Annotated in this window: 23 protein-coding genes; 17 read left to right on the plus strand and 6 right to left on the minus strand. The window is 49.4% G+C overall.

Annotation, left to right across the window (positions count from 1 at the left end; genetic code table 11):
• Positions 1–342: 342 nt before the first annotated feature.
• From QNN88_RS09150 to hypT, 4 genes are all read left to right on the plus strand, one after another.
• Entirely contained in the window at positions 343–1029 is a 687-nt protein-coding gene (locus tag QNN88_RS09150) for a nucleoside recognition domain-containing protein (protein ID WP_414239944.1), read from the plus strand.
• A complete protein-coding gene (locus tag QNN88_RS09155) occupies positions 1026–1487 on the plus strand; it encodes a YjiG family protein (protein WP_042999410.1) in 462 nt (153 codons plus the stop codon). The genes QNN88_RS09150 and QNN88_RS09155 overlap by 4 nt, the downstream gene beginning before the upstream one ends.
• Before the next feature lie 12 nt (positions 1488–1499).
• Positions 1500–2666 (plus strand): beta-aspartyl-peptidase, encoded by a 1167-nt coding sequence (gene iadA, locus QNN88_RS09160; protein WP_414239945.1) that lies wholly within the window; start codon positions 1500–1502, stop codon positions 2664–2666.
• A gap of 70 nt (positions 2667–2736) precedes the next feature.
• Positions 2737–3645, plus strand: a complete 909-nt coding sequence (hypT, locus tag QNN88_RS09165; RefSeq protein WP_414239946.1) for a hypochlorite stress DNA-binding transcriptional regulator HypT — start codon at positions 2737–2739, stop codon at positions 3643–3645.
• Positions 3646–3652: 7 nt separating this feature from the next.
• Here hypT and QNN88_RS09170 read toward each other — a convergent pair whose 3' ends face one another.
• Positions 3653–4387 carry an aspartate/glutamate racemase family protein gene (locus tag QNN88_RS09170; protein ID WP_414239947.1) on the minus strand — a complete coding sequence of 245 codons (735 nt, stop codon included), beginning with the start codon at positions 4385–4387 and terminating at the stop codon, positions 3653–3655.
• 433 nt (positions 4388–4820) lie between these two features.
• Between QNN88_RS09170 and QNN88_RS09175 the strand changes: the two genes are divergently transcribed.
• From QNN88_RS09175 to QNN88_RS09190, 4 genes are all read left to right on the plus strand, one after another.
• Complete coding sequence (locus QNN88_RS09175; protein ID WP_414239948.1) at positions 4821–5864, plus strand: TRAP transporter substrate-binding protein; 1044 nt, start codon at positions 4821–4823, stop codon at positions 5862–5864.
• A 73-nt stretch (positions 5865–5937) separates the two neighbouring features.
• Positions 5938–7812: a TRAP transporter large permease subunit gene (locus tag QNN88_RS09180; RefSeq protein ID WP_414239949.1), complete on the plus strand. Its 1875-nt coding sequence runs from the start codon at positions 5938–5940 to the stop codon at positions 7810–7812.
• A 117-nt stretch (positions 7813–7929) separates the two neighbouring features.
• Positions 7930–8694: an SDR family NAD(P)-dependent oxidoreductase gene (locus QNN88_RS09185; RefSeq protein WP_414239950.1), complete on the plus strand. Its 765-nt coding sequence runs from the start codon at positions 7930–7932 to the stop codon at positions 8692–8694.
• A gap of 46 nt (positions 8695–8740) precedes the next feature.
• A complete protein-coding gene (locus tag QNN88_RS09190) occupies positions 8741–9160 on the plus strand; it encodes an RbsD/FucU family protein (RefSeq protein WP_414239951.1) in 420 nt (139 codons plus the stop codon).
• 40 nt (positions 9161–9200) lie between these two features.
• Here the strand turns inward: QNN88_RS09190 and QNN88_RS09195 are convergent, their stop codons facing one another.
• Entirely contained in the window at positions 9201–10235 is a 1035-nt protein-coding gene (locus tag QNN88_RS09195) for a LacI family DNA-binding transcriptional regulator (RefSeq protein WP_414239952.1), read from the minus strand.
• A gap of 972 nt (positions 10236–11207) precedes the next feature.
• On the opposite strand from QNN88_RS09195, the gene QNN88_RS09200 reads away from it, so the two are divergent.
• The 3 genes from QNN88_RS09200 to QNN88_RS09210 all read left to right on the plus strand — a co-directional run bounded on the left by QNN88_RS09200 (position 11208) and on the right by QNN88_RS09210 (position 12775).
• On the plus strand, positions 11208–11657 hold the full coding sequence (locus QNN88_RS09200; RefSeq protein WP_414239953.1) for a hypothetical protein: 450 nt from the start codon (positions 11208–11210) through the stop codon (positions 11655–11657).
• 114 nt (positions 11658–11771) lie between these two features.
• A complete protein-coding gene (locus QNN88_RS09205) occupies positions 11772–12314 on the plus strand; it encodes a hypothetical protein (RefSeq protein WP_414239954.1) in 543 nt (180 codons plus the stop codon).
• A gap of 155 nt (positions 12315–12469) precedes the next feature.
• Positions 12470–12775, plus strand: coding sequence for a CPCC family cysteine-rich protein (locus QNN88_RS09210; protein ID WP_414239955.1), 306 nt, complete (start codon positions 12470–12472; stop codon positions 12773–12775).
• Between the two features lie 305 nt (positions 12776–13080).
• Here QNN88_RS09210 and QNN88_RS09215 read toward each other — a convergent pair whose 3' ends face one another.
• The 4 genes from QNN88_RS09215 to QNN88_RS09230 all read right to left on the minus strand — a co-directional run bounded on the left by QNN88_RS09215 (position 13081) and on the right by QNN88_RS09230 (position 17471).
• Positions 13081–13890 carry a class I SAM-dependent methyltransferase gene (locus tag QNN88_RS09215; RefSeq protein ID WP_414239956.1) on the minus strand — a complete coding sequence of 270 codons (810 nt, stop codon included), beginning with the start codon at positions 13888–13890 and terminating at the stop codon, positions 13081–13083.
• Between the two features lie 565 nt (positions 13891–14455).
• Positions 14456–15454, minus strand: coding sequence for an adenosine deaminase (add, locus tag QNN88_RS09220; protein WP_414239957.1), 999 nt, complete (start codon positions 15452–15454; stop codon positions 14456–14458).
• Positions 15455–15474: 20 nt separating this feature from the next.
• Positions 15475–16401, minus strand: a complete 927-nt coding sequence (locus tag QNN88_RS09225) for a nucleoside hydrolase (RefSeq protein ID WP_414239958.1) — start codon at positions 16399–16401, stop codon at positions 15475–15477.
• Positions 16402–16820: 419 nt separating this feature from the next.
• Positions 16821–17471, minus strand: a complete 651-nt coding sequence (locus QNN88_RS09230) for a GntR family transcriptional regulator (protein ID WP_049848370.1) — start codon at positions 17469–17471, stop codon at positions 16821–16823.
• A 273-nt stretch (positions 17472–17744) separates the two neighbouring features.
• Between QNN88_RS09230 and QNN88_RS09235 the strand changes: the two genes are divergently transcribed.
• From QNN88_RS09235 to QNN88_RS09260, 6 genes are all read left to right on the plus strand, one after another.
• Positions 17745–18518 carry an SDR family NAD(P)-dependent oxidoreductase gene (locus QNN88_RS09235; RefSeq protein ID WP_414239959.1) on the plus strand — a complete coding sequence of 258 codons (774 nt, stop codon included), beginning with the start codon at positions 17745–17747 and terminating at the stop codon, positions 18516–18518.
• 14 nt (positions 18519–18532) lie between these two features.
• On the plus strand, positions 18533–19243 hold the full coding sequence (locus tag QNN88_RS09240; protein ID WP_414239960.1) for an SDR family oxidoreductase: 711 nt from the start codon (positions 18533–18535) through the stop codon (positions 19241–19243).
• Positions 19244–19330: 87 nt separating this feature from the next.
• Positions 19331–20614, plus strand: coding sequence for an MFS transporter (locus QNN88_RS09245; RefSeq protein WP_414239961.1), 1284 nt, complete (start codon positions 19331–19333; stop codon positions 20612–20614).
• A gap of 17 nt (positions 20615–20631) precedes the next feature.
• The gene (locus QNN88_RS09250; RefSeq protein ID WP_414239962.1) at positions 20632–21771 is read left to right on the plus strand and encodes a mandelate racemase/muconate lactonizing enzyme family protein; all 1140 of its coding nucleotides are present in this window, start codon (positions 20632–20634) and stop codon (positions 21769–21771) included.
• A gap of 2 nt (positions 21772–21773) precedes the next feature.
• Entirely contained in the window at positions 21774–22655 is an 882-nt protein-coding gene (locus tag QNN88_RS09255) for a D-hexose-6-phosphate mutarotase (protein ID WP_414239963.1), read from the plus strand.
• A 9-nt stretch (positions 22656–22664) separates the two neighbouring features.
• On the plus strand, positions 22665–23783 hold the full coding sequence (locus QNN88_RS09260) for a mandelate racemase/muconate lactonizing enzyme family protein (protein WP_414239964.1): 1119 nt from the start codon (positions 22665–22667) through the stop codon (positions 23781–23783).
• The last annotated feature ends 2 nt before the right edge of the window (positions 23784–23785 follow it).

Here is a 23785-nt window from a genome sequence, read left to right on the forward strand (position 1 = left end):
GCCCTGGCTGTATATATTTCACCGGATGCTCACTCATACGCGATCGTGATGACTGAGGCTATTGCACATCATTAAGCAATGTTCTGTATGTTTAAAACAATGCCGTTGTATCCACTCTCCTTACAAGAATGGAAAAGAATTTATCTGGCAATGTTAAAACGGGACAGAAATTGGCGGGTCGTTATATTCCCGATATTTCTGTCACACTATGCAAGAAACGCATAGCGCGAAACATTCTGGCATTTTCCCCATATCCCTATGACTGGTAAGGTCATTGCGTTCGGGTCACTTCTGACCTGTCGCAACAAACACACACCATCATAAAAAATAACGGGGTTCGCTATGGCGCAACAAGGGGAACAGGCGGCGCTGCCGCTTGCGACAGAAAAGGTCGGACTTAAGGGATATCTGGCTTTTTTTCTGACCATCATTTTCTTTTCCGGCGTATTTTCCGGAACGGAAGGTTGGTGGCGAGTTTTTGATTTTACCGTGCTGAACGGTTCATTTGGTCAAATCGCAAATGGTGCTACACAGACATCCGTGACCTTCCGGGGCGCGGGCGGTACGGGCGCAAAAGATGGCTTTCTTTTCGCGCTGGAACTCGCTCCATCTGTCATTTTGTCACTGGGTATTATTTCTATCACCGACGGTCTTGGCGGATTGCGTGCCGCGCAACAGCTGATGACACCCATCCTGAAACCCCTGCTGGGTATTCCGGGCATCTGCTCGCTGGCGCTTATCGCTAACTTACAAAATACCGATGCCGCTGCGGGGATGACGAAAGAACTGGCGCAGGATGGCGAAATTACTGAGCGCGATAAAGTCATTTTTGCTGCGTACCAGACCAGCGGCAGCGCAATTATTACCAACTATTTTTCCTCTGGCGTCGCCGTCTTCGCGTTTCTGGGAACGTCTGTTATCGTCCCGCTGGCCGTCATCCTGGTATTTAAATTTGTCGGAGCCAATCTGCTACGTATCTGGATCAATTTTGAAGAACGCCGTAACCCAACGCAAGGAGCACAAGCATGACCACTCAGGTACGCAAAAATGTCATGGATATGTTCATCGACGGTGCCCGTCGCGGCTTTACGATTGCCACCACTAACCTGCTGCCGAACGTGGTCATGGCGTTCGTCATTATTCAGGCGCTGAAAATTACCGGTTTACTTGACTGGGTTGGGCACATTTGCCAGCCCGTTATGGCACTGTGGGGACTTCCCGGTGAAGCCGCCACGGTGCTGTTAGCGTCGCTGATGAGCATGGGCGGCGCGGTAGGCGTTTCTGCCAGTCTGCTTACGGCGGGAGCATTAAACGGTCACGACGTCACGGTTCTGCTCCCGGCGATATACCTGATGGGTAACCCTGTGCAGAACGTGGGTCGCTGCCTCGGTACCGCCGAAGTAAACGCCAAATATTATCCCCACATCATTGCCGTGTGTGCCATCAACGCACTGCTGTCGATCTGGGTTATGCAGCTCATTGTTTAAAAGGGAATTATCATGCCTGATTTATCCTTCGCAGATTTTACGTTGCTGCAAGGTGCACACCTTTACACCCCGGAAGACCAGGGAATTTGCGACGTATTTCTCGCCAACGGCAAGATAATTGCCGTGGCACGCGATATCTCTCCTCACCTTGTGCCGGACTGTAAGGTAATCAATCTCAAAGGACGGATTCTGTGTCCAGGCTTTATCGATCAGCATGTTCATCTGATTGGCGGCGGTGGTGAAGCGGGCCCCACGACCCGAACGCCAGAAGTCAGACTGAGCAGACTGACCGAAGCCGGGGTCACGACCGTCATTGGTTTGCTCGGCACCGACTCCGTGACCCGTCACCCGGAATCGCTACTGGCGAAAACACGGGCGCTGAATGAAGAAGGGATCACCGCCTGGATGTTAACCGGCGCTTACCATGTCCCATCACCAACGATCACCGGTTCGGTAGAAAAAGATGTGGCGCTGATCGATCGCGTTATCGGCGTTAAATGTGCAGTTTCAGACCACCGCTCTGCCGCGCCTGGCGATTATCAACTGGCCAACATGGCTGCGGAATCCCGCGTGGGTGGCCTGTTGGGCGGCAAACCAGGCGTCAGCGTGTTCCATATGGGCGACAGCAAAAAGGGGCTCAAACCGCTGTACGACATTCTGGAAAATAGCGATGTACCGATGAGCAAGCTGCTTCCTACCCACGTTAACCGCAATGAGGCGTTGTTCGAAGAAGCGCTGGCTTTTGCGCTCAAAGGCGGCACCATTGATATCACCAGCGGTATTCCCGATCCGGTCGCGCCGGCTGAGGGTGTCGCTCGTGCAGTGAAAGCCGGTATCCCGCTTGCCCGGGTAACGGTCAGTTCGGATGGCAATGGTAGCCAGCCGTTGTTTGATGATGCCGGAAAACTTACCGGGATTGGCGTGGCGGGCTTCGAGAGCTTACTTGAAACCGTACAATCATTAGTCAACGATTACGGGTTTACCCTGACCGATGCATTGCGTCCTCTGACGACCAGTGTGGCTGCCTTTCTTAACCTTACCACTAAAGGTGAAATCGCCCCCGGTAAGGATGCCGACCTGCTGGTGATGACACCAGAATTATGTATTGAGCAGGTTTATGCTCACGGCAAACAGATGGTGGTTGACGGTAAAGCCTGCGTGAAGGGGACCTTCGAGTAAGAGCAATCGGTTGTCAGCCGTGTGAATGCCCGTAAAATGGCGCAGACAGACGGCTGACAGGTGAGATTAAATGGATGTGAGTGGAGCAGGTTTGTATAACATTGAAACGAAATGGCTGTACGATTTTCTGACACTGGAAAAGTGTCGAAATTTCTCCCAGGCCGCGATGATTCGTAATGTCTCGCAACCCGCTTTCAGCCGCCGTATTCGCACACTGGAAAATGCGGTAGGCGTTGAATTATTCAATCGTCAGGTCTCCCCGCTACAGCTCTCCGAGCAGGGAAAAATCTTTCACTCTCAGGTACGCCATCTGCTACAACAACTGGAAAGCAACCTGGCTGAACTTCGTGGCGGCAGCGATTTCACGCTGCGTAAAATCAAGATTGCCGCTGCGCATTCCCTCTCACTAGGGTTATTACCCGGCATTGTCAGCCAAATGCCCACTCAGTATACCTGGTCGGTTGAAGCGATCGATGTCGATCAGGCAGTCGATATGTTGAGGGAAGGCCAAAGCGATTTCATCTTCTCTTATTACGATGAAAACCTGCTCCAGCCTCCGTTTGCCAATATTCACCTGTTCGAGTCGCAACTGTTTCCCGTCTGCGCGAGCGATGAAAACGGCAAGCCGCGATACACGCTCGACCAACCCTCTTTCCCGCTGCTTAACTATAGCCAGAACTCCTATATGGGGCGGCTTATCAACCGAACGTTGACCCGTCATACCGCGCTGAGTTTCAGCACATTTTTTGTTTCGTCAATGAGTGAATTGCTCAAACAGGTTGCGCTGGACGGTTGCGGAATCGCCTGGCTCCCGGCGTATGCAATTCGTCAGGAGATTCGTAATAAACAGCTCGTCGTGCTGGATCAGGATGAGCTAATTATTCCTATCCAGGCGTATGCTTACCGGATGGATACGCGGATGACTCCACTGGCGGAGCGGTTCTGGAAGGAGTTGCGCCACCTGCATACTGCCCCCTGATCGCCATTCAAACGCAGGCAACCTGTTGCGCAGGTTCGTCTGTTTGCGTATCCGGCCATGACTCATACCAGCGAATCGCGGCATGTACCAGTGACGCGGTTGAGTCAATAAATCGAGACCCAAACTGGTTCTCATGTCCCGCCACGATTAACGGGATCTCAGTGCAGCCCATAATAATGACCTGCGCGCCGTGAGAAATGAGCCGCTCAATCTGGGGAAACAGCAAGCTTTGCGCAGTGGCTTTATCTCCGCTTTTCAATGCGTAAATCGCCTGCATCACCTGCCCCTGCCCCGTCTCTTCCGGCTGGACCAGAGAGAGTCCCTGCGCCATCATTTTTTTCTGGTATAACCCTGTCGCAAGCGTGGCGTTCGTTGCCAACAGGCCGACGCGGGTGATGCCGGGAGGAATCTCACTCAACGTGGCATCCAGAATGCTGATCATTTCCGCCTTTGCCACCGCACGTAAATCATCAAACCAGTAGTGCGCAGTATTACAAGGCATAACGATACATTCCGCCCCCGCATCTTCCAGCATGTGCAGATAACGCTCAAGATAGCGCAAGGGCGAGGGTCCGCCAGAGAGCAGGCAGGCAGTACGATCCGGGATGTCAGGAATGGAGCTAACGATGAGCGGAATATGCTGTTGATCGCAGTTGGCACTGCGCAGTTCAACAAATTTTTCCAGCATGTCCGCCGTTGCAGCCGGCCCCATGCCGCCCAGAATGCCAATGGTATGTTTCATCACCTGTACCGCGCTTTCTTTTTCATTTCAAATGACACTATCACCTTGATGCATAGGTAAAAAATGCCATTTTCTTAGCAGCTATGCGTAAAAGTTATCGCGTGGCAAAGATGAATCGGCTTACACAGTCGTCGGCCTGCCATGCACCGGTTTCTAATCCACATGCCGCTAAACAGTGACTAAACAGAGAACGCTCCGTTTCTGTTTTGTAACACCTACCAGCAAATTAGCGATATCCGCCACAAAATTCACATATCACTCGCGTTGATGAAAGGAAGCATATTGCATTTGCACAGGGAGTCGGATAGCGTCTGTAACGTTACACTAAAACGTTACAGAAAACAGAATCAGCGACTTTTTCGTTAAACCATCTGGGCCTGAAGCCCTGCCAGATGGCGTTATCACGACCTCTACACTGTGAGAAAGGATAATCATGATGAAAACAACACCATTTCGTTCAGCCAGACGTTTTCTGGCACTCGCTTGCCTCAGTAGCGCCCTGATTGCAGGCAGCGTGCTGAGCGCTTCAGCCCAGGCAGCAATTAATTTCCGTGTTTACTCGTCTCTGCCAGGAGATGATTCCTCTGCGCACTACATTTGGTTCAACCGTTTCCAGGAAAACCTTAATAAAAACGAGAAGTTAAAAGGACAGATTAAGCTCAATTATTTCGCCAACGCCATGCTGGGAAAAGAAGCCGATGCGACACAGCAGGTTCGTATCGGTGCCATTAACATGATGATTTCGGGTACCTCAATCTGGGCCACGCTGGTTCCTGAAGTGGGTGTTCTGGATCTGGGGTATCTGTTTAAAGACTATGATCAGGTCGGAAAAGCGCTGGACGGCAAAGCCGGCGAGCAGCTTTCTAAGCTGATGATGGATAAAGCCAACGTGATGGTGCTGGGTTATGGCTATAACCTCGGCGCACGCAACGTGTACACCAAAAAGGCAATTGAAAAACCAGAGGATTTAAAGAACCTGAAAATCCGCGTACTGCCGGTGCCTAACTTTATCGCCACGCTGAATCACATGGGAGCAGTGGCTATTCCCATGCCAGGCGGGGAAGTCTATTCCAGCCTGCAAATGGGCGTGATCGATGGCGTCGAACATGATGCACCCACCATCTACGCCAGCAAATACTATGAAATCATCAAGAACGGCACACTGACCCGCCATAGCTATAACCCTTTGATGATTGCCATGAATAAGAAGAGCTTCGAGCAGATCCCGGAAGCATTACGTGCCGACGTGCTGGCCGCCGCGAAAGAAGCCACAGAATACGAACGCCAGCAGGCCAGCCAGAAAGAGCTGGAAGCGATTAAAAACCTGGAGGCAAAAGGCGTCACTTTCCGGGAAACCGATCGTGCGTTCTTCGCGCAGGCCGTACAGCCTGTCTGGAAATCCTTCCTGGATAAATACCCGGATCTGAAACCAATGGTGGACGAGATCAGCGCCGCAGCGCCGAGCGATAAGCCATAAGCCATGCGTCGTCGACCTGCTGAGCGTAGCGGGTCGGCGATGTTGCCCAAACAAACCATGAAAGGAGTTCACCATGGCTGATATCCCGATGAAAACAAAGGATGAAAATGCTTTGTTGACGCTGTTGGGGCGGTTGAGTCGATTCTTGACCACGCTAACGTCCTGGGCTGGGGCGCTGGTGCTGTTTATCAACGTGCTGGTGGTATTCGCTTCGGTGATCTGGCGTTATGCCCTGCACTCACCGATCCACTGGGCAGAAGAAGTGGCGCGGGCGTTAATGATTGCGCTGGTCTTTTTTGGCGTCGCCACCTCGACAGGCAGAGGCGGACACATTGGTGTCGATCTGTTCTTACGATTTTTGCCTGAAAGCGTTCGCCCTTACGTTGTTCATGCCAGCCGCTGGATCCTGTTTCTGGTCTCCGTTGGACTGGTCGTTTCCAGTTACGATCTGGTGCAGGCCGCGCGCTTGCAAACCACCGAGACGGGCCTGCCACAAACCATTTACGTCATTCCGGTATTAATCGGCTCCGTGGTGATGATGGTGGCCGCGCTGGAACATGCCCTGCATGAGCGCGCCAAAGTAGTGTTACTCAGCGGTGTTGGGATCATCGTACTGGCCGCGCTGGGCTATCTGAAACTGTCGCTGATGGCCGATCCTGCCAGCGCGGCGGCGGGTCTGATGCTGATTTGCTTCGTGCTCGGCATTCTGGCCGGTGTGCCGATCGCTTTCACGCTCGGCATGTCCGCCATGGTCTTTTTTATCTGCGACCCCTCCCTGCCGTTTGTCTTTTTCTCTCAGCAGGTGGCGGCGGGCGTTGACCACTTCGTTCTGTTGGCAATTCCATTCTTCCTGCTCGCCGGTGCGGCGATGGAAATCAACGGCATGTCCACGCGTCTGGTCGAACTGATTGTGCGCGGTATGGGACGCTTTCGCGGTGGCCTGAACATGACCACTGTGCTGTCGATGGCCTTTTTCTCCGGCATCTCAGGTTCCAAACTGGCGGATGTGGCCGCCGTCGGCGGGGTGCTGATGCCTGCAGTACGCCGCGCGAAACAAGACAGCGAAGAAGCCGCCGGGGTATTTGCCGCCTCCGCGGTGATGGCCGAGACCATTCCTCCCTGCGTGAACCTGATTGTGATGGGCTTTGTCGCCAATATATCCATCGGGGCATTGTTTATCGCTGGCCTGATCCCGGCAGCCTGCCTGCTGGTGCTGTTAATGATCGCTGCCAACCGTTTCGGCGGGAAAATTAACGTCAGCGAAGCCTACCCGGTGTTACGCCCACGCACTCAGCTTTACCTGGGTGCCGCTGTCGGTCTGGTCATGATTTTCATGATTGGCCGCGGGGTCATGATGGGGATCGCCACCTCCACGGAAATTTCCGCCTTCGCGGTGATCTACGCTATTGTGGTGGGCCGCCTGGCGTTTGGTGAACTGACGCTGAAAGCCACCGTGAAAATGTTCGTTGATATTGCAGCAATGTCCGGCGTGTTGCTGTTCATCGTGGCCTGCGCGACCAGCCTCTCTTATGCCCTGACCATTCAGATGATCCCTCAACAGATCGCTGAACTGCTGGTCGGGATTGGCATGGAGCAAGGCGCCTGGCTGTTCCTGATATTAACCATCGTCATTCTGATCATCTTTGGCGCGGTTCTCGAAGGTGCGCCTGCGCTGATCATTTTCGCCCCGATTCTGGTACCAATTGCTATTCAGCTTGGCTTTAATCCGCTGCACTTTGGCATTGTGATGATCATGGCAATGGGCTTTGGTCTGTTTTCACCGCCGATCGGCCTGGGTCTGTACACCACCTGCGCCATTTGCGGCGTGGAAATGAAGCATGTCATCAAACCGATGGCGAAATATCTGGCGGTGGTTTTTGTCGGCATCATTATTGTCGCCATGGCACCACCGTTAACCACCTGGCTGCCAGGACTGGCCGGCTACTGATAATTAGGTTCTGAATTTGCCACACGCGGGTGGCAGGGATATCCACGCACAAAAAACGGTAAAACGATGTCACGTCATTACCTGACGCCGCTTAAATATGAATAACAGGAGTATGAAATGGGATTATTAACGGGTAAGAAAGCGTTTATTACCGGCGCAGAACAAGGCATTGGTAAAGAGAGCGCGAAAAAGCTGATTGAGGCGGGATGCGATATCTATATTCATTATTTCAGTGGCGAAGAAGGGCCACGGGAATTAATGGCCCTTGCTGAACAACGGGGGTGTCGGGCAGCCTGTGGTTTCGCCGATTTAACCGATGAAGAAGATGCCGCACGCTGTGTGGCGCAGGCGGCGGAATTTCTCGGTGGTATCGATATTCTGGTGAATAACGTCGGCGGTATTATTGCCCGCAAATGGCTGGGTGAGATTGAACCTCATTTCTGGCGGACGGTTATCGACGTCAATATGACGACGATGCTGAATGTCACTCAGCAGGCATTACCCTGGCTGAAAGCCGCGCCGGACGGCGCCAGTATCGTCAACCTGGCTTCCCTGGCCGGGCGTTCTGGCGGCCACGCGGGTTCTCTGGTCTATTCCACCACCAAAGGCGCAGTGCTGACCTGGACTCGCTCGCTTGCCGCAGAACTCGGTGAACACGGTATTCGCGTCAATGCCGTTGCGCCGGGGCTGATTCTTGGCACACGTTTTCATAATCAGCACACCACGCAGGCCTCTGCCGACCAGACAATTCAGGCAATTCCTCTGGGAAGAGCGGGCACGCCTGAAGATGTGGCAAGGGTCATCTGTTTCCTCGCCTCGGAATATGATGGTTTCGTTTCCGGTGCGACCATCGACATTAACGGCGGAATTTACCGGGCATAAAAATGGGGCGGGCAAAGATGCCCGCCCGTTTTAAAAGGTAAGGTATATGATCAAGTCAGATATTATTCATCCTGATTTATTACAGGCGCTGGCACAGTGCGGACACAAAGCGAATATTTTAATCACTGATGCCAATTACTCTTTTTTAACCAATACTTCTACGCAGGCACGGATTATCTGGCTTAATTTCACGCCGGGAACGATCGGTAGCGTTGTTATTCTGGAGAAAATCCTCGGCTATATTAATGTGGAAAAAGCCACATTAATGGCAAGCCCCGCGGATTTTGATAATACGGTTGAGCGCGAATACCGCGGCATACTTTCTGAGGCGATCGCGTTTGAACATGTTGAACGTAACGCGTTTTACTCACTGGCCAAATCATCTGACACGATTCTGGTTATCGCCTCCGGCGAAACCCGCCGCTTCGCCAATATCCTGTTGACCGTGGCCCCAACGCTGGTATGACAAAACGAGAAGAACGCACTGTTCTTCTCCTGCTACGCCGTTACCGCACCGATTGTCGGGACACCAACGATGGAGGGAACAGAAATTCTGCTGGCGGAATGTGCGGGTTTTCCGTCCGTTCGATCAACCGATCAACCATCACCTCAGCCATCTCCCGCAGGGGCGGCATGATGGACGTCAGGCCGGGGAAAACCAGCCCGGAGAGCGGAATGTTATCGATGCCCACAATCGAAATTTGTTGCGGTACATGGATCCCGGCCTGATGCAGACCGGCCATCAGCCCAATACCCAGTGCATCATTAATTGCCACAATGCCATCCGGAAACACCGACTGTTGGCTGATTTTAAGCGCCAGCGCCCGCCCGAGTTCTGTCATTTCCGTGTCGCCATAGGCCGCCATGGCCTGCCCTTCAATGATCATCCCTTCCCGATAAAGCCCGTGCTCTTGTACCGCACGGAGAAAGCCTTCAATTTTGTGGGCCCGGCTGGGTGTCAACCCTTCCACCGTGGCAAACGCGAGGCGACGGCATCCCTGGGCGATCAGATGTTCTGCCGCCTTTCGCCCGGCATCAATGTTGTCCATGGAGACGCTGTCCAGTGCGAAATGGTCAGACAGCGCGCGTGCAGGCATCCGCCCATCATAGTTCACCATCACCATGCCCTGCTCTGCTGCCCTGGCAAAATGCGCTTTTTCAATATCGCAGGCAGCAACGATAATCCCGCGCACACCATGGGAAAACATATCGTCCAGAAACGCTTCTTCTTCCTCAATCTGCCGGTAGGTATTCCCAATAAGCACCCGAAACTGGCGCTTCTTGGCAGCCAGATCGACTTCACGGGCCAGGGCGGCAAAGCTGGGATTCACAATAGACGGCACCAACAGACCAATCATTTTGGCCTGTCCGGTCTTGAGCTGTTGCGCTACCCGGTTTGGAAAGTAATTCAGCGTCTGCATACTTTGCTGAATACGCTCCAGCGTTTCAGCCCGCATTTGATCGGTACGACCGTTGAGCACATTGGATACCGTACTGACGGAAACGCCAGCATGCTTTGCGACATCACGAATATTCGCCATACATCTCCTTTGCGGCAATCGATGAATGGCGGAAGACATTAACACCCGGCATCGCCATCTTGATTAGGAATAATGAACTACAACGGTTTAGTGTAACGTTACAGGCAACGCTGTCAATACAATGTATCAGGCAAAAAAAGCAAGTGCAGCGCTAACTTAACGAGTGCGCTTCCGGCGGTGGCGTTCAGCGTCCGAAGAGGCGTAATTTATATCACGTTTTTTGTTGAGGTTATTCCCACGAAGCCCACTCTCGTGCTCTCTATACGAACGCCATTAAGATGAGTTGAGATGAGATAAGATGAGCCAACATTTTTAAATGTGAGTATCTGTTATCTAACCATATCATTACATTTTACTATAATGATAACAAATACTTAAATGGCTACATCCAGACTCCTGACTAATATTTAGCTGAGCTTTATGTTTCAAATTTGTAGAATGCAAGCCACATTGTTAGATGGTTATTATGATATATCCTACATATTGTTATCATTACTTATCCCTTTTAAATTCAACATCTATAGGACAGCACTATGCAAATACCTCTTAAATATCATTCGCTTGAGTAATTAAATTTTCATCTTAAATTTTAAGATCTTTTATTTAAGAAAACATAAGCCTATTTAACGTGACAATAAATACCAATCGACAAAATAATATCATCACCCAATGAAAGAGTTAGTGTTTTTTTGTATCGCAGTTCAGAACTTACAAGCACCTGTCACACTGTATTTTATTCCAGGTTTAATATATCCCAACGCAATAATATGCATAAGGAAATTAATATGTACATAACAACTGTGATAAAAAAACATTGCTGACAACGACAATATTTACTGCCTTGCTCAGTGCGGCTGCCGGTACAGCTTGGGCATCTGGGCGACAGACATGGTAAACCCTACGGGCAGTCCGGCAACCAGTGCAGTTATACAAAATTTTTTAACCCACAGGAAATTATTAAGAGAGTAAAGGATGAATAAATATATCGCAGTGTTTATTATTCCGTTTGGTATGTTAATGAATACCGCAGTTGCCAGTGACAAAATGACGGAGATGGTAGCGAAGCGTTGCGCGCCTGAGCCAGTTGTATTTTACGGCCAGTTCTCGGACAACCACAAAGAAATACTGGTCTGTAAACAGGATACGGGCGTGTCTTATTATGCAGGAAAACTCAATGACTCTGCTTCAATGAATGAAGCAATAGGCCCGCGGAGATTGAAAGTGATGTTTGACTCCGGAGAGATGAAAGAAGGCTTGCTGATCAACGCGGGTCCGGAAGTTTACGCAATTTCAAACCAGGGGGATGAAAATTATATATTCATGCGAATGAAGAACAAATCATCGAAACCAGAAGTACTGGAAACCGACTTTATGGACAAGACTACCGTTATTAATAATTTGCGTCAGCACTTTATGAAGTAACCGTGAAGAAACACCGGCTGGTTTATATTAGCTTATATGAAGTGAAATCAGGCATACAAACGTATGCCTGAATGTTGATTTTAAATATTTAATCTGTGAAATGGAGTTTTAACAATGAATATCAAAACGCTGCTCGCCCCGCTTTTATTCTGCTCAGTGCTGGCGCTGTCTGCATGTGACAGTAGCAATGCTTCAGAAGAAACAGCGCAGAAAGGAACCAGCATACTGGACGGTAAGGCGACAATGGTTCTCCCGGAAGGCTTTGTCAAAATGCCGCAGGAATTGCTGGAGATAAAATATCCTGCCGCACAACGACCGAAAGAAGCCTGGTATGTGGAAAGTGAAAATGGCAAAGTATCCATTGCCTTTAGTGTGACGGAAAATGCCATGAGTGAAGCGCAGATCCCGCAATTTGCCGGCATGATGAAAAATCAGATGAAGGCATTTTCACCGTCATTATCTGATGTGACCGTGAATGGCAAAAAAATGAGCCGTCTGGAGATCACCACCCCTGCTGCGGATGGAAAAATTTTTAATGTGATGCAGCTCTCTTCTCTGGATGGCAAACTCTTGATCTCCACCTTTAATGCCACAGAAGATTTGAAAGATAAATATTCACAAGTCGGCAAAGACGCACTGTCGACGCTGGCTTACTGAGTCAGAGCAGAAGTCACTGGCTGGCTTCTGCAGTCCATTTATCTCAGGCAGCAAGAAGTATACGGATATTTTCATATGGCAACGGGTTCATCAATGATTGCTGATGGTGGTGGTAAAGATAGTATAATCGTTTTTCTTATGAGCAGAAAAAACCTATGACTAAAATAATGAAACTCATTCCTGAAAATCCAAACACGAATGATAAAATGAATAAAGGTGATAATTTATCACCATCCGATATGGTAGTGAAAAATAATGATATCATGAGCAACAGGATTTATTCGTGTCCATGCTGCGGATTAATGATGTCTGTTGAATACTGTCGACATGTAGTTTGTCCAAAATGTGAATGGATAGAAGATCCTGAGCAATTAGACGATCATGATTTATCGGAAGGAAGAAATGCCATGAGTCTCAATGAGGCAAAGGCTGCATTCAGAAAATCACAGGTTTATGTTTAACGCCATGGAGTAATTTAGCTATCAGCCACATAAAGCCGCAACCGCACAAATGACAGCCAGACGCCTCCACCAGTGAAACTCGATCAGATGTTCAGGCCGATTGACTGATGAAGGCGACGTAATGAAAATGCAGGAAGAACAGAAGGCGCTTTGCTCACAGGACTTTATTCTGTCGAACAATCAGAATGCCAGCAAGGGTTTAACAAGCAGGGCAGTAACATTAATAGAGATATCTTAACCTCCATTAGCCCTTCTGTGTCAGTATTATTTGCATCAAGGAATTCAACCCGCCAATGACAATTATCTTAGGCCTTTTTTGCGACGGCCAGCAGATGCGATGAAATACCCAGTAGCTCAGGAAACTCCTCAGTTAAGCGTAAATACTTAAGTAATAGGGCCTTTTTATCTTCTGCCAGCATTATCTCATTCGTATCAATAATGCTTGCAAACCCCTCAACAGCGAACAGCCTGATACCCTGAAAACCACTTTGCTGAAGTTCCTGCATTATTAATGACGGAGAATGAAAAAAAGCAGTAGTGAAATAGTCAGGGTTACCTTCTGGGTTTTCATGGTTTCCTGTTTGCAGGTCGCTCTCCACGATGCGTTGAAAGATCGGGTCATTTATAAACTGGTATTTATAGCCATCCACCAGCGAAGCTGACCTGGATATATAAGAAAAAATGGCTATGCCGCCGGGTTTCAGAACGCGGAGGCATTCCTTAATACATTGCATCCGGTCACTGCCTTCCTGCAGGTGATACAATGCCCCCATCAGCAACACCATATCAAATGTGTTACCGTCCCACGGCAGTTGCCGCGCATCGCCACAGTTGTATGACTGCAACGTGACAGCACTTTGTTGTCCGCGCTGTCTGGCCTGCTCGATATGTTTGTCGGACAGGTCTAACAGATGTACCTGGTGCCCTTGCTCTGCCAGCCAGAATGAATAAAAACCATTTGCGCCGGCAATATCAGCGATAAGCATGGGAGAAGTCGTTAAAAATCGCTGAATAATCTCCTGAGAGCGGATGAATTCCAGTGGATTCCCTGAGCAACGGTTCGCTTCGTCAAAGTGATTCTCATAGAAGTTGTAGACGCTGTTATTGTTTTCCAAACCCCACTCTCCTCTGGCCAGGTTCTGTATTGATCCGCTGATCGGGACCTATAATTAAGCTATATTTCTTTATAAACATCCTTAACACATTTTTTGCGCATGCGTGAATTCCTTTGTATCATTCTTTCACATAATAAACAATAATAATGGACATAGTTGAGCCAAAATATATATTCTAGAAAGGCGAGTTATTTATCATGGCGTGTCGATTGACAAAAAAAACAAATTAACGACTGTATTGAATCATACTACACGGTATATTACCGCAATGGAAGTAATTATGGTGTTTTAAATCTAGCCTGTTACAAAATGTGATTATGGTCTGAATTAAAAGAAGCATCTTACTTATGGTGAATTAAGGCCATTTAAATTGAAGAATTAACATAATGATCAACAAAATTATATTAATAATAACTATTGAGAAGGCGCGATATTAGAGCAAGAAAATTTTACCTCACCCAGTCTTTTGGCTGTCCACCTCAATAAGCGAGTTCTGTTCTTTAAAAGTGAATACACCAGAGACATCCTGCCGGTGGTATGCGAAAAAATACCTCTGGTGGCAGATTCACTGGCACTCACTGGAACAGGTTAGTTTTTTGAGTAATCGCTGCTTACTCATATCATCAATAAAACTGGCTGCTATAGCATGTTCATTGCAGCGGATAAAATCGGCAGTGCTCCAGTTAAAAGTGTCGTGCAAGCGCTGGTATTCATCGTTGAGCGTGGTATTGACGACAGTCCGTGCATCCGTATTGACATTTAATCTGATCCCCCTCTCCTTCAATAGATTAACAGGGTGATCTTCTATCGTATTAAAGACATTACAGACCAGATTACAGGACGGACAAATCTCCAGCAGAATTTCCTCTCTTATCAGACGATCAATGACCCGTTGGTCTTCAATACATCTCACGCCATGACCGATGCGTGACACCTTTAATTTATCAAGGGTTTCTTCAATACTGGCGGCACCACAGGCTTCTCCAGCATGGGCGATAACGTTACCACCAGCATGACTTACTAACTCGAAGGCTTCAATATGATTTTCGAGAGAAGACCCCGCTTCATCAGCCGCTAAGTCGAGCCCAACGACGCCTTGCCCCTGGTATTTAAGTACCAGGTTTGCCGTATACATACTTTCCTGCCTTGTAAAATGGCGCAATGTACAAAGCAGTAGCCCTGCTTCAATAGAGTACAATTGCGAGCAATGCTGCATGGCGGAAATAACCGTTTCGACAATCTCTTCACCTGTTAACCCCAGTGCGGTATGAAGTAAAGGGGCAAAGCGAATTTCTGCGTAGATAACATTGTCGACGGCAAGCTGTTGAAAAAGATCGTCAACCGCCAGTGTAATAGCCTTCCGGGTTTGTAATATCTCAATTTGTGGTGCAATTTTGCTTATAAAGTCACCAAGATCCCTGCATTTATCAGGCGCAATAAATGTGCTGCGGAATTCATCCAGACCGATACCTGGGTTGATATTCTGCATATATTGAAAGCTCAGGCAGGTATCTAAATGCACATGCAATTCGACTTTCTTTATCTTTTCTGGTGAAAATTTCATAGTAATAACTCACGCTGTAATTACGATAATAATGAAAAGAGCTTTTGTTTAAACATCCCGGATTTAATGCTTGTGACTACGCGAGCGTTAGTTGCCTGAAAAGTCAGTTGCGTTGAATCAATGACAAAATGACCGTACGATTTCTCACTGTGATATTCGATCCACGTATGGGCCTCAATACAGTTCTCGATAATTGCTGGAAAGAGTGCAACCGCCATCGTCGTAGGGTCAGGTAAATCAAAACCAACACGGTCCGTGCGTCCGGCGTTAAATGCCATCAGCGTTCTGTTGCAGCGAACGGCGAATCTCCCCAGGTCGCTAAGAGTATTGAGACAATCGATATCATCCTGATTAATAAAGGCTTCACCCATACCAATTTCCCAACCCACAACGGTAACGGATAGTCCTGACTGAAGAACAAGATGTACGGCTTCTGCATCTGCATAGAAATTAAATTCCGCCAGTGGTGTGATATTACCAGGCGTGAGTCCGGAACCTCCCATGATGTAAACATGTTTTACCTTCTGGGCCAGGTCTGGATCTTTTAATACCGCCATCGCAAGATTGGTTAATGGTCCCAATGTGACAATTTCCAGCTTGCCCTGAAACCGGGAGGCATGTTCGATGATGGCGTCAACCGCATGCATACTTTCGACAGCCAGAGAGGGAGGTGGTAATGCCATATCCCCCATCCCGTCTTCACCATGAATATGGTGTGAATGATATCGAGCCCGGAACAGGGGCTTCGTCATTCCGGCATACACCGGCGGGTGATAAGTACTGCTTTTCTCGACGCAGAGAAGCGCGTTTTTTACGCATTGCTCCAACGGACAGTTTCCGGCTACCGTTGTGATAGCTTCGACGGTGATATGCGGCGCTCTTAACGCCATTAACAAGGCGACAGCGTCATCTGAGGCTGTATCGGTATCTATCAAAAAATGTCTCATTGCATAAACTCCTGAATTGCATAAGTCATGAATATGCGCAATTCAGGCTCTGTCAAAAAAGGGTGGATGTCCTTTTTGTGAATGTTCTTGATGACTTATAGTGTTAATCAATGAAATCCGCAGTACGTCAATTTTTAGCAATGGCAGTTCTTTAGGGAAAACAGTCTGTAAGTCTGATAGTGGGAGGGATAAATGAAAATCGTCAGTGATAGTCCGTTAATCGAAGTAGATCCGGCATATTGTGAAGCTCGCCGCTGCTCATAAGCCATAAAGAATACAGTTTCTGATTCAGACGCGCCTGAGCATATAGCCAGTCTATAGGCTCAGTTAAATTTCTGGTGAATCTTTTCTGTTATCTGGCATCAGCCAATCAGCGATCAGAAATGTTTACGGAGAGTGCCAATGACACCGGTAGCACATCAACGGGCCAGCACTTTATAAGTAAACTCGGTGAAGTAATCGTTGACGTTTTTCGAGGCGCTGGCGGCCAGTTCTTCATCGCCATGACAGATATTGCGCAGCATTACCGCGTTCAGTTGCGAGGCTTTCACCAACTCATGCTGATTACTGGCGCTAAGCTGGGCAAACCAGAAGCGGCTGGAAAGTCCCTGTAGAGGCGAAAGACACGGCTGCAAGTACTCATTCTCTGCCGCCAGGCCAATCAATGCATAAGATTGCTTGAGCAATGCGCCAAACTGACGCATCTGAGAAATATTGTTAATCGCCTCAAAGGCCTCCGCCAGTTGCAGCATTTCTTTCTTCTGCTGATGCGTACCGCGCCGGGTAGCCAGACGCACGGCGAACTCTCCCACGCAGCGGCGCAGTTCCAACACTTTGAGCTGTACTTCAACAGAAATGGCAGGGATAAATACGCCTTTATACGGATAGATCTCTACCAACCGGTCATTTGCCAGACGCTGTAACGCTTCCCTCACCGGGCTACGTCCAAAACCCGTTAGCTCCATGAGCTGTGCTTCGGACACCATCGAACCTGGCGCAAGATCCTGAAAAATAATCATGCTTTCAATGGCTTCATAGGCCTGGTTCATTTTATTGACGGGCGGATTCATGGTCATTCTCCCTGCTGAGTTGTGGGCATTATCCCCCTAACACAACAAAAATGAAAATTAGAAATTCTCTGTTAATTAGACAGTTACGACAAAATTTGTGATCTCCATCGTAATTAACCCAACAGATGATGGATGTTTTTTTTGCAAAGTGCAAATCTAATAACCAACTAATATATTAGTTGTTGATTAAGCGATTAAGATATCGTCAACACAAGATGCTATTGCGGCTCTATACATTGCCATCGCGTGTAGCACACTAAAAAGGAGAAGGTTGTGAGTCTACAAAACCAGGTTGCACTGGTGACCGGTGCGGGAAACATGAAAGGGATAGGTAAAGGTATCGCCTGCGCCCTTGCTGAGGCGGGTGCAGATATTGTCATCAACTACGTTATCAACCCACAGGAAGCCGAACAGGTTGCCAACATTATTCGCGGACTTGGCAGGCGCGCGCTACTGGTTGAAGCCGATATTTCTCATCCAGAGCAGGTTCGCCAGATGTTTAAGGACATCGACGCTCACTTCGGACGTCTGGATATTTTGGTGAACAACGCTGGTGTTTGCGTCTGGGAACCCTTCCTTAATATCACTAAACCCGCCTTTGACCATGCGGTAAACATCAACGTCAAAGGTACCTATGATTGTGCACGCCACGCTGCACGCATGATGGTAAAAAAAGGTATTCGTGGTCGCATCATCAATGTCGCTTCTGGACATGCTCGCCGCCCAATGGCCTTGATGGGCGTTTATGCTGCAACCAAAGCTGCAATTGATCAGATGAGTCAGTCAATGGCCTTCGAACTGGCACGCTATGGCATTACCGTAAACCAACTTTGGCCCGGGTTTGTCGATACAAATATCAACGATCCGAAGCCCGAACTGGCAACCGATGAAGGACGGAAGAAGTTGCTGGCAACCATTCCTGTTGGCCAGCCCGCAACCATTGAAGAACTAGGCGCCGCCGCGGTCTATCTGGCAGGAAACCACGGTGCCGTCGTAACGGGTGATTTTATTAAAATTGATGGCGGCCAGCATATCCGCTGCATTTAATCAGGAGAATTGCAATGGAAAACAAAAATACCATTCTGATTACCGGCGGTCAGGCTGAACCCAACCTGTTATCCACGCTGGAAAAATATTATTCCCAACAGGGATGGAGCGTTTATTTTAGTCAGGAAACTGAATATCACAATATGGCCATGGCTATTGACGAGATGACTACCGGCGAGAAAAAACTGAATGCCTTTATCTACATTTCCCCTCCACCACGCCAGGGTTCAATGTTGGATGATGACGAACATATCATTGCCGAAACGATGAATAACGATCTGGAAAGAGGATTATGGTGGATACAAAATGCCTGTAAAAAAATGGTGCAACAAGGCGTGCAAGGGCGCGTTGTCACGCTCGCACATATTGCGGCGCTAGTACCCACTGAATACTACTCTTATGGTGCCGCCAGCCAGTTGGCCCTGATGAATATTTGCCGTTCCGGTATTCAAGAACTGGTACCTTATGGCATTAAAATCAATACAATTTTCCGTGGTTTTAGTGAAGAAGATCCACAACAAAAAGCATTTTTCGAGCAATTAAAGCAACTGCATAAAGACGATGGCATTCCACTACTGGAATATGTTAATGCTGAAGAGATTGCCAAAACCAGTATGCTGTTAACCGATCCGGATATTCACAGTTTTAACGGGGCGATGTTAACGCTCGATGGTGGTTTTTATGTCACCCGAAAAATACGCTATCTGGATCCTGTCAGGGAGTAACAGGATAAAATAACGAAAATAAATAATCATTACGATAAATCGTGCATTATTTTTACCGCTAACCTCATATTAGTGAAGGGTCCCCCTATGAATACGCAATTCCGTCGTGTCATTCTGGTCATGCTGACGCTGGCGATGATCATTAATTATCTCGACCGTTCGGCATTAGCCTACGCCATGCCTTTTATTACTCAAGACTTTCATCTGACACCTGAAGAAAAAGGAATTATTTTCGGCAGCTTCTCGATTGGTTATGCCTTATTTAATTTTATCGGCGGCGTACTGGCTGATAAATTTGGACCCAAGCGGGTGTTTACCTGGTCAATGTCCATCTGGTCGATTATTTGCGGCCTGACGGCAGGCTGTTTTAACTTCTGGACCATGTTTATTGCTCGCGCCTTTTTCGGTGCAGGGGAAGGTCCCATTTCTACCACGGCCAACAAAGTCGTGAATAACTGGTTTCCGCTGAATGAGCGCGCCCGTGCGGTAGGCATTAACCAGGCTGGCGGGCCGCTGGGTGGGGCGATATCCGGCCCGATCGTCGGTTTTCTGTGCATCACGTTCAACTGGCGTATTTCCTTTGTCATTATTGCCTTTATCGGCATTACCTGGGCCATTATCTGGGCGCTGATTGCCACCGACAGGCCCCGGGATAACAAACGGGTATCTGCTGATGAAGCCAAACTGATTGAAGGCGATGAGGAGGTGCTCATTCCAGACGCGGAGCTCGGTGGTGCGCCAGCCCCTTCAATGTGGAGTGCGATCCTCCAGCCGTCTATTCTCGCCACAGCGCTGTCGCTGTTCTGCTTCAACTACGTGCTGTTTTTTTTCATGAACTGGTTCCCGACATTCCTCGTCGATACCACTGGGATCAGCCTGAAAGATATGAGCCTGGTCGGCGTGCTGCCGTGGGTTGCCGGGACGCTCGGCTACGTTTCCGGTGGCTTCATCATCGACTTCATCTACCGTAAAACCGGCAAACAGCTCTTCTCCCGCAAAGTGGTACTGGTGACCTGTTTCGGCATCTGCTCCGTCTGCGTGGGGCTGATCAGTCAGACGCAAACCGCGATGGGAGCGGTTGCGTTGATGACTATCGCCTTTGGTTTCATGCAAATTGCCGCCCCGGCCTACTGGACATTGATTCAGGACGCCGCGCCGAAGGAGTACGTCGGGAGTGCCGGCGGGCTGATGCACGGTCTGGCCAATATTTCTGGCATCGTCGCACCTACCGTGACCGGCTTTATTGTCGGCTCAGGCTCTTATGCCGCTGCCTTTATTCTCGCCGGTTGCCTCGGCGTATTGGGTGCGACTGTGGTTGCGCTGTTTGTGAAAAAAGCGGCCCAGCGTGACGGACATAAATCCCTCGCATAACGCAAAAGGAGGACCGCGTGAAAATTATCGATTTTGAATCCGGATTGTACCGCGTCCCGCTCACTGAGAACTGGGGTTCGTCAAACTACGCGTTCTCCAGCCTGGAGTTTGTGGTGGTGTGGTTAAAAACCGATACCGGACATACCGGCACCGGCTGGACGTTCAGTACCGGTAACGGTGGCAGCGCGTTTAAAAACCTGATTGACCATTATCTTGCCGCTAAAGTGATGGGAGAAGATCCGCTGAACGTCGAGCGCCTGTGGAGCCGCATGTGGCTTGAAAGCCACGATATCGGTTCGGCGGGCGTAACAACCCACGCAATCGCTGCCGTAGATATCGCACTGTGGGATCTCATTGGTCAGCAGTTGAATCAGCCGCTATACCGACTGCTCGGCGGCTATCGGGATACCTTACCGGGTTACGGCAGCGGCGTGAACCTGCATCTCTCACTTGATGCCCTGCTTGCACAAATGGAAGGTTTCCTCAGCGCAGGCTATCGCACGGTCAAAATGAAAATCGGCAGCGAGGATGTTGAGGACGATCTGGATCGCCTGTTGGCGGTACGTCACTTTGTGGGACCATCGATTAACATCGCCGTAGATGCCAACAAGAAGTGGCCCTCGGGTGATGCCGCTCGTCGAATGGCGACACTGAATCAGGTCGGACTGTACTGGCTGGAAGAGCCGCTGCTCAGCGACGACATCAACGGTCACCGCCTGTTGCGCCAGAAATGCCCGGTTCCGGTTGCCGTTGGTGAAAGCCTGTACACCAAATATCAGTTCGCTCATTGGATTAAACAGGAGGCATGTGACTACATTCAGCCGGATGTTTATCGGGTGGGGGGAATTACCGAGTTTATAAAAATCGCGAAATTAGCTGAAAGCCACAACATTCCCGTGATCCCGCATTTCGGTATGGAACTGATGGCGCATCTGGGCTGTGGCTTGCCCAATATCCAGCTCTTCGAGGGGTTAAAAGGGGCGAGTCTCAGCGAGATGGGAATAATTTCTCAATCCTGTCAGGTCGTAAACGGCACTATTCGTCCGGGCGAAGAGCCAGGACATGGCATCACGTTCGATCGTCCCGCGATGGCGCGCTATGCGATGAACGACGATCTGTTACGCCAGCAAAATATCACTACACGGACGGATGTCTGACGATGAACGTAATTCAACAGCTATTCGCTCTACCGGTGCTTGAGACGCTCAGCACCGGTATTACCCGGCGGAAAATGGATGAACTGGATATTCTGGTGATACAGACGCCCTACTGCGACGCCGCCGTAGCCTTACAGGGTGCACATCTGCTCGCCTGGAGACCGTTGCGACAAACAAATTCCGTACTGTGGTTAAGCGATAACACACCGTTTAAAGCCGGCATCCCCCTTCGTGGAGGCGTGCCCATTTGCTGGCCATGGTTCACCGACCTTGGCGGTGAGCCGTTTCACGGTTTTGCCCGCATTATACCGTGGCAGTTAGCGGCGCTCGACAGCACCAGAACCGCCCTTTCTCTGACATTGCGCCTTTGTGAAACACCGCAAACTCGCCAGTGGTGGAACCACACTTTTCAACTGGAGTTGACGCTGAATTTCACGGCAGAGATCTGCGAATTGCTGCTAACCGCTCACGGTAATTACAGCACCACTGCCGCCCTGCATAGCTATCTCGCAACGTCAGATATTCGTACTACGCGTATTCACGGAGTGGGAACGCAAGGCTACGACACTGTTGCCGGGAAACCGCGACAAAATTTGCCATCGCCACTCACCCTGAAGGGCGAATTTGGCGCGATCTGTTCGGATGCGAAACCGCAGACGGTACTCGTCACGCCGGACAGAACCCTGACGCTTACCCATGTCAATAACAGTAACGTAGTGGTGTGGAACCCCTGGCAGCAACGGGCTGCACAAACAAGCGACATACCGGATAACGGCTGGCAACACTTTGTCTGTCTGGAAACGGCGGCGATCGATTGCCCTCTTGTCAGCACGCCTCAGCATCCTGCGTCACTGGGTGTGCAATTCGCGCTCTCTCATCATTAAGGACACTTTATGCGTATTACGAACATAGATAGCTTTCTGGTCCGTCTGCCTTATACGCCAACAATGACGCGCACCACCGATAAACAAGGTCTCTTTAATGCCGCGCGGTCACTAAACCCCACCCTGGATGCGTTGCTGGTGAGGGTCGAAACCGATAACGGACTTACCGGTTGGGGGGAAGCATTTGGTCACGCCTGTAATCCCGCCAGTATGGCGCTGTTAAGCGGATTACTCGCTCCATTCTTTACAGGCGAAAAGTGCGACGACATAGAGGCATTGATGCAGAAAGCACACTATGCCTTTCACAGCTATGGTCGTGGCGGCGCCATGATGTATGCCCTTTCTGCACTGGATATCGCTCTGTGGGATCTGCGTGGAAAAGCGGAGAATCTGCCGCTGTGGAATTTACTCGGCGGCACGCGCTCCCAGGTTGAGTTGTATCCCAGTCTCGCCAGTTTCGACGGAAATATCGCTAAACTCATGGAGTGTATTAATCCCTTAATTAAAAAAGGTTATCGGCATATTAAACTGCACGAACGAGATCCGCAGGCTATTGTGAAGGTTGCCCAGGCATTGCCGGATGAGGTCACTCTGATGGTAGACACCAACTGCGCATGGAACGCACCGCAAGCGCAAGAGATTCTCCCCCAACTCCATGCTGCAGGTGTCGACTTTGTAGAAGAACCGACATTTCCACCAGAAAACATAAGCCAACTCCGTTATCTGCGTCAGATGACGGGCGCACGCATTGCCGCAGGAGAAAACTTTAACAACAGCGAAGAGTTTGCGTTAAGTATGGCGCTTGATGCAGTCGATGTACTACAGCCCAGTGTCGCCAAAATTGGCGGTATCTCCGCCGTACTGGACATTATCAAACACGCACGCGCGCATGAGAACGTTAGCCTACTGCCACACTGTTTTTATTATGGTCCCGGACTCCTTGCCAGCGCCCATCTGCTCAGCGTGTTGCCAAAACCCGTTCCACTGGAAGTGCCATGGTTGATGTTTGAACAAACCCTACATCCGTTTATGAATTTCCAACCTGTGATGGATCTACCACAAGCGCCAGGTCTGGGTTTTACCCCTGACATCGACGTACTGGAACACCATCTGATTGCGAAGGGATAAAA

Source organism: Citrobacter sp. ANG330 (genome assembly GCF_047467925.1).
GTDB lineage: Bacteria > Pseudomonadota > Gammaproteobacteria > Enterobacterales > Enterobacteriaceae > Citrobacter_A > Citrobacter_A amalonaticus_G.

Coding starts and splice junctions, on each gene's coding strand:
- QNN88_RS09150 (WP_414239944.1), top strand. CDS start 343: ATGGCGCAACAAGGGGAACAGGCGGCGCTGCCGCTTGCGACAGAAAAG.
- QNN88_RS09155 (WP_042999410.1), top strand. CDS start 1,026: ATGACCACTCAGGTACGCAAAAATGTCATGGATATGTTCATCGACGGT.
- iadA (WP_414239945.1), top strand. CDS start 1,500: ATGCCTGATTTATCCTTCGCAGATTTTACGTTGCTGCAAGGTGCACAC.
- hypT (WP_414239946.1), top strand. CDS start 2,737: ATGGATGTGAGTGGAGCAGGTTTGTATAACATTGAAACGAAATGGCTG.
- QNN88_RS09170 (WP_414239947.1), bottom strand. CDS start 4,387: ATGAAACATACCATTGGCATTCTGGGCGGCATGGGGCCGGCTGCAACG.
- QNN88_RS09175 (WP_414239948.1), top strand. CDS start 4,821: ATGATGAAAACAACACCATTTCGTTCAGCCAGACGTTTTCTGGCACTC.
- QNN88_RS09180 (WP_414239949.1), top strand. CDS start 5,938: ATGGCTGATATCCCGATGAAAACAAAGGATGAAAATGCTTTGTTGACG.
- QNN88_RS09185 (WP_414239950.1), top strand. CDS start 7,930: ATGGGATTATTAACGGGTAAGAAAGCGTTTATTACCGGCGCAGAACAA.
- QNN88_RS09190 (WP_414239951.1), top strand. CDS start 8,741: ATGATCAAGTCAGATATTATTCATCCTGATTTATTACAGGCGCTGGCA.
- QNN88_RS09195 (WP_414239952.1), bottom strand. CDS start 10,235: ATGGCGAATATTCGTGATGTCGCAAAGCATGCTGGCGTTTCCGTCAGT.
- QNN88_RS09200 (WP_414239953.1), top strand. CDS start 11,208: ATGAATAAATATATCGCAGTGTTTATTATTCCGTTTGGTATGTTAATG.
- QNN88_RS09205 (WP_414239954.1), top strand. CDS start 11,772: ATGAATATCAAAACGCTGCTCGCCCCGCTTTTATTCTGCTCAGTGCTG.
- QNN88_RS09210 (WP_414239955.1), top strand. CDS start 12,470: ATGACTAAAATAATGAAACTCATTCCTGAAAATCCAAACACGAATGAT.
- add (WP_414239957.1), bottom strand. CDS start 15,454: ATGAAATTTTCACCAGAAAAGATAAAGAAAGTCGAATTGCATGTGCAT.
- QNN88_RS09225 (WP_414239958.1), bottom strand. CDS start 16,401: ATGAGACATTTTTTGATAGATACCGATACAGCCTCAGATGACGCTGTC.
- QNN88_RS09230 (WP_049848370.1), bottom strand. CDS start 17,471: ATGAATCCGCCCGTCAATAAAATGAACCAGGCCTATGAAGCCATTGAA.
- QNN88_RS09240 (WP_414239960.1), top strand. CDS start 18,533: ATGGAAAACAAAAATACCATTCTGATTACCGGCGGTCAGGCTGAACCC.
- QNN88_RS09245 (WP_414239961.1), top strand. CDS start 19,331: ATGAATACGCAATTCCGTCGTGTCATTCTGGTCATGCTGACGCTGGCG.
- QNN88_RS09255 (WP_414239963.1), top strand. CDS start 21,774: ATGAACGTAATTCAACAGCTATTCGCTCTACCGGTGCTTGAGACGCTC.
- QNN88_RS09260 (WP_414239964.1), top strand. CDS start 22,665: ATGCGTATTACGAACATAGATAGCTTTCTGGTCCGTCTGCCTTATACG.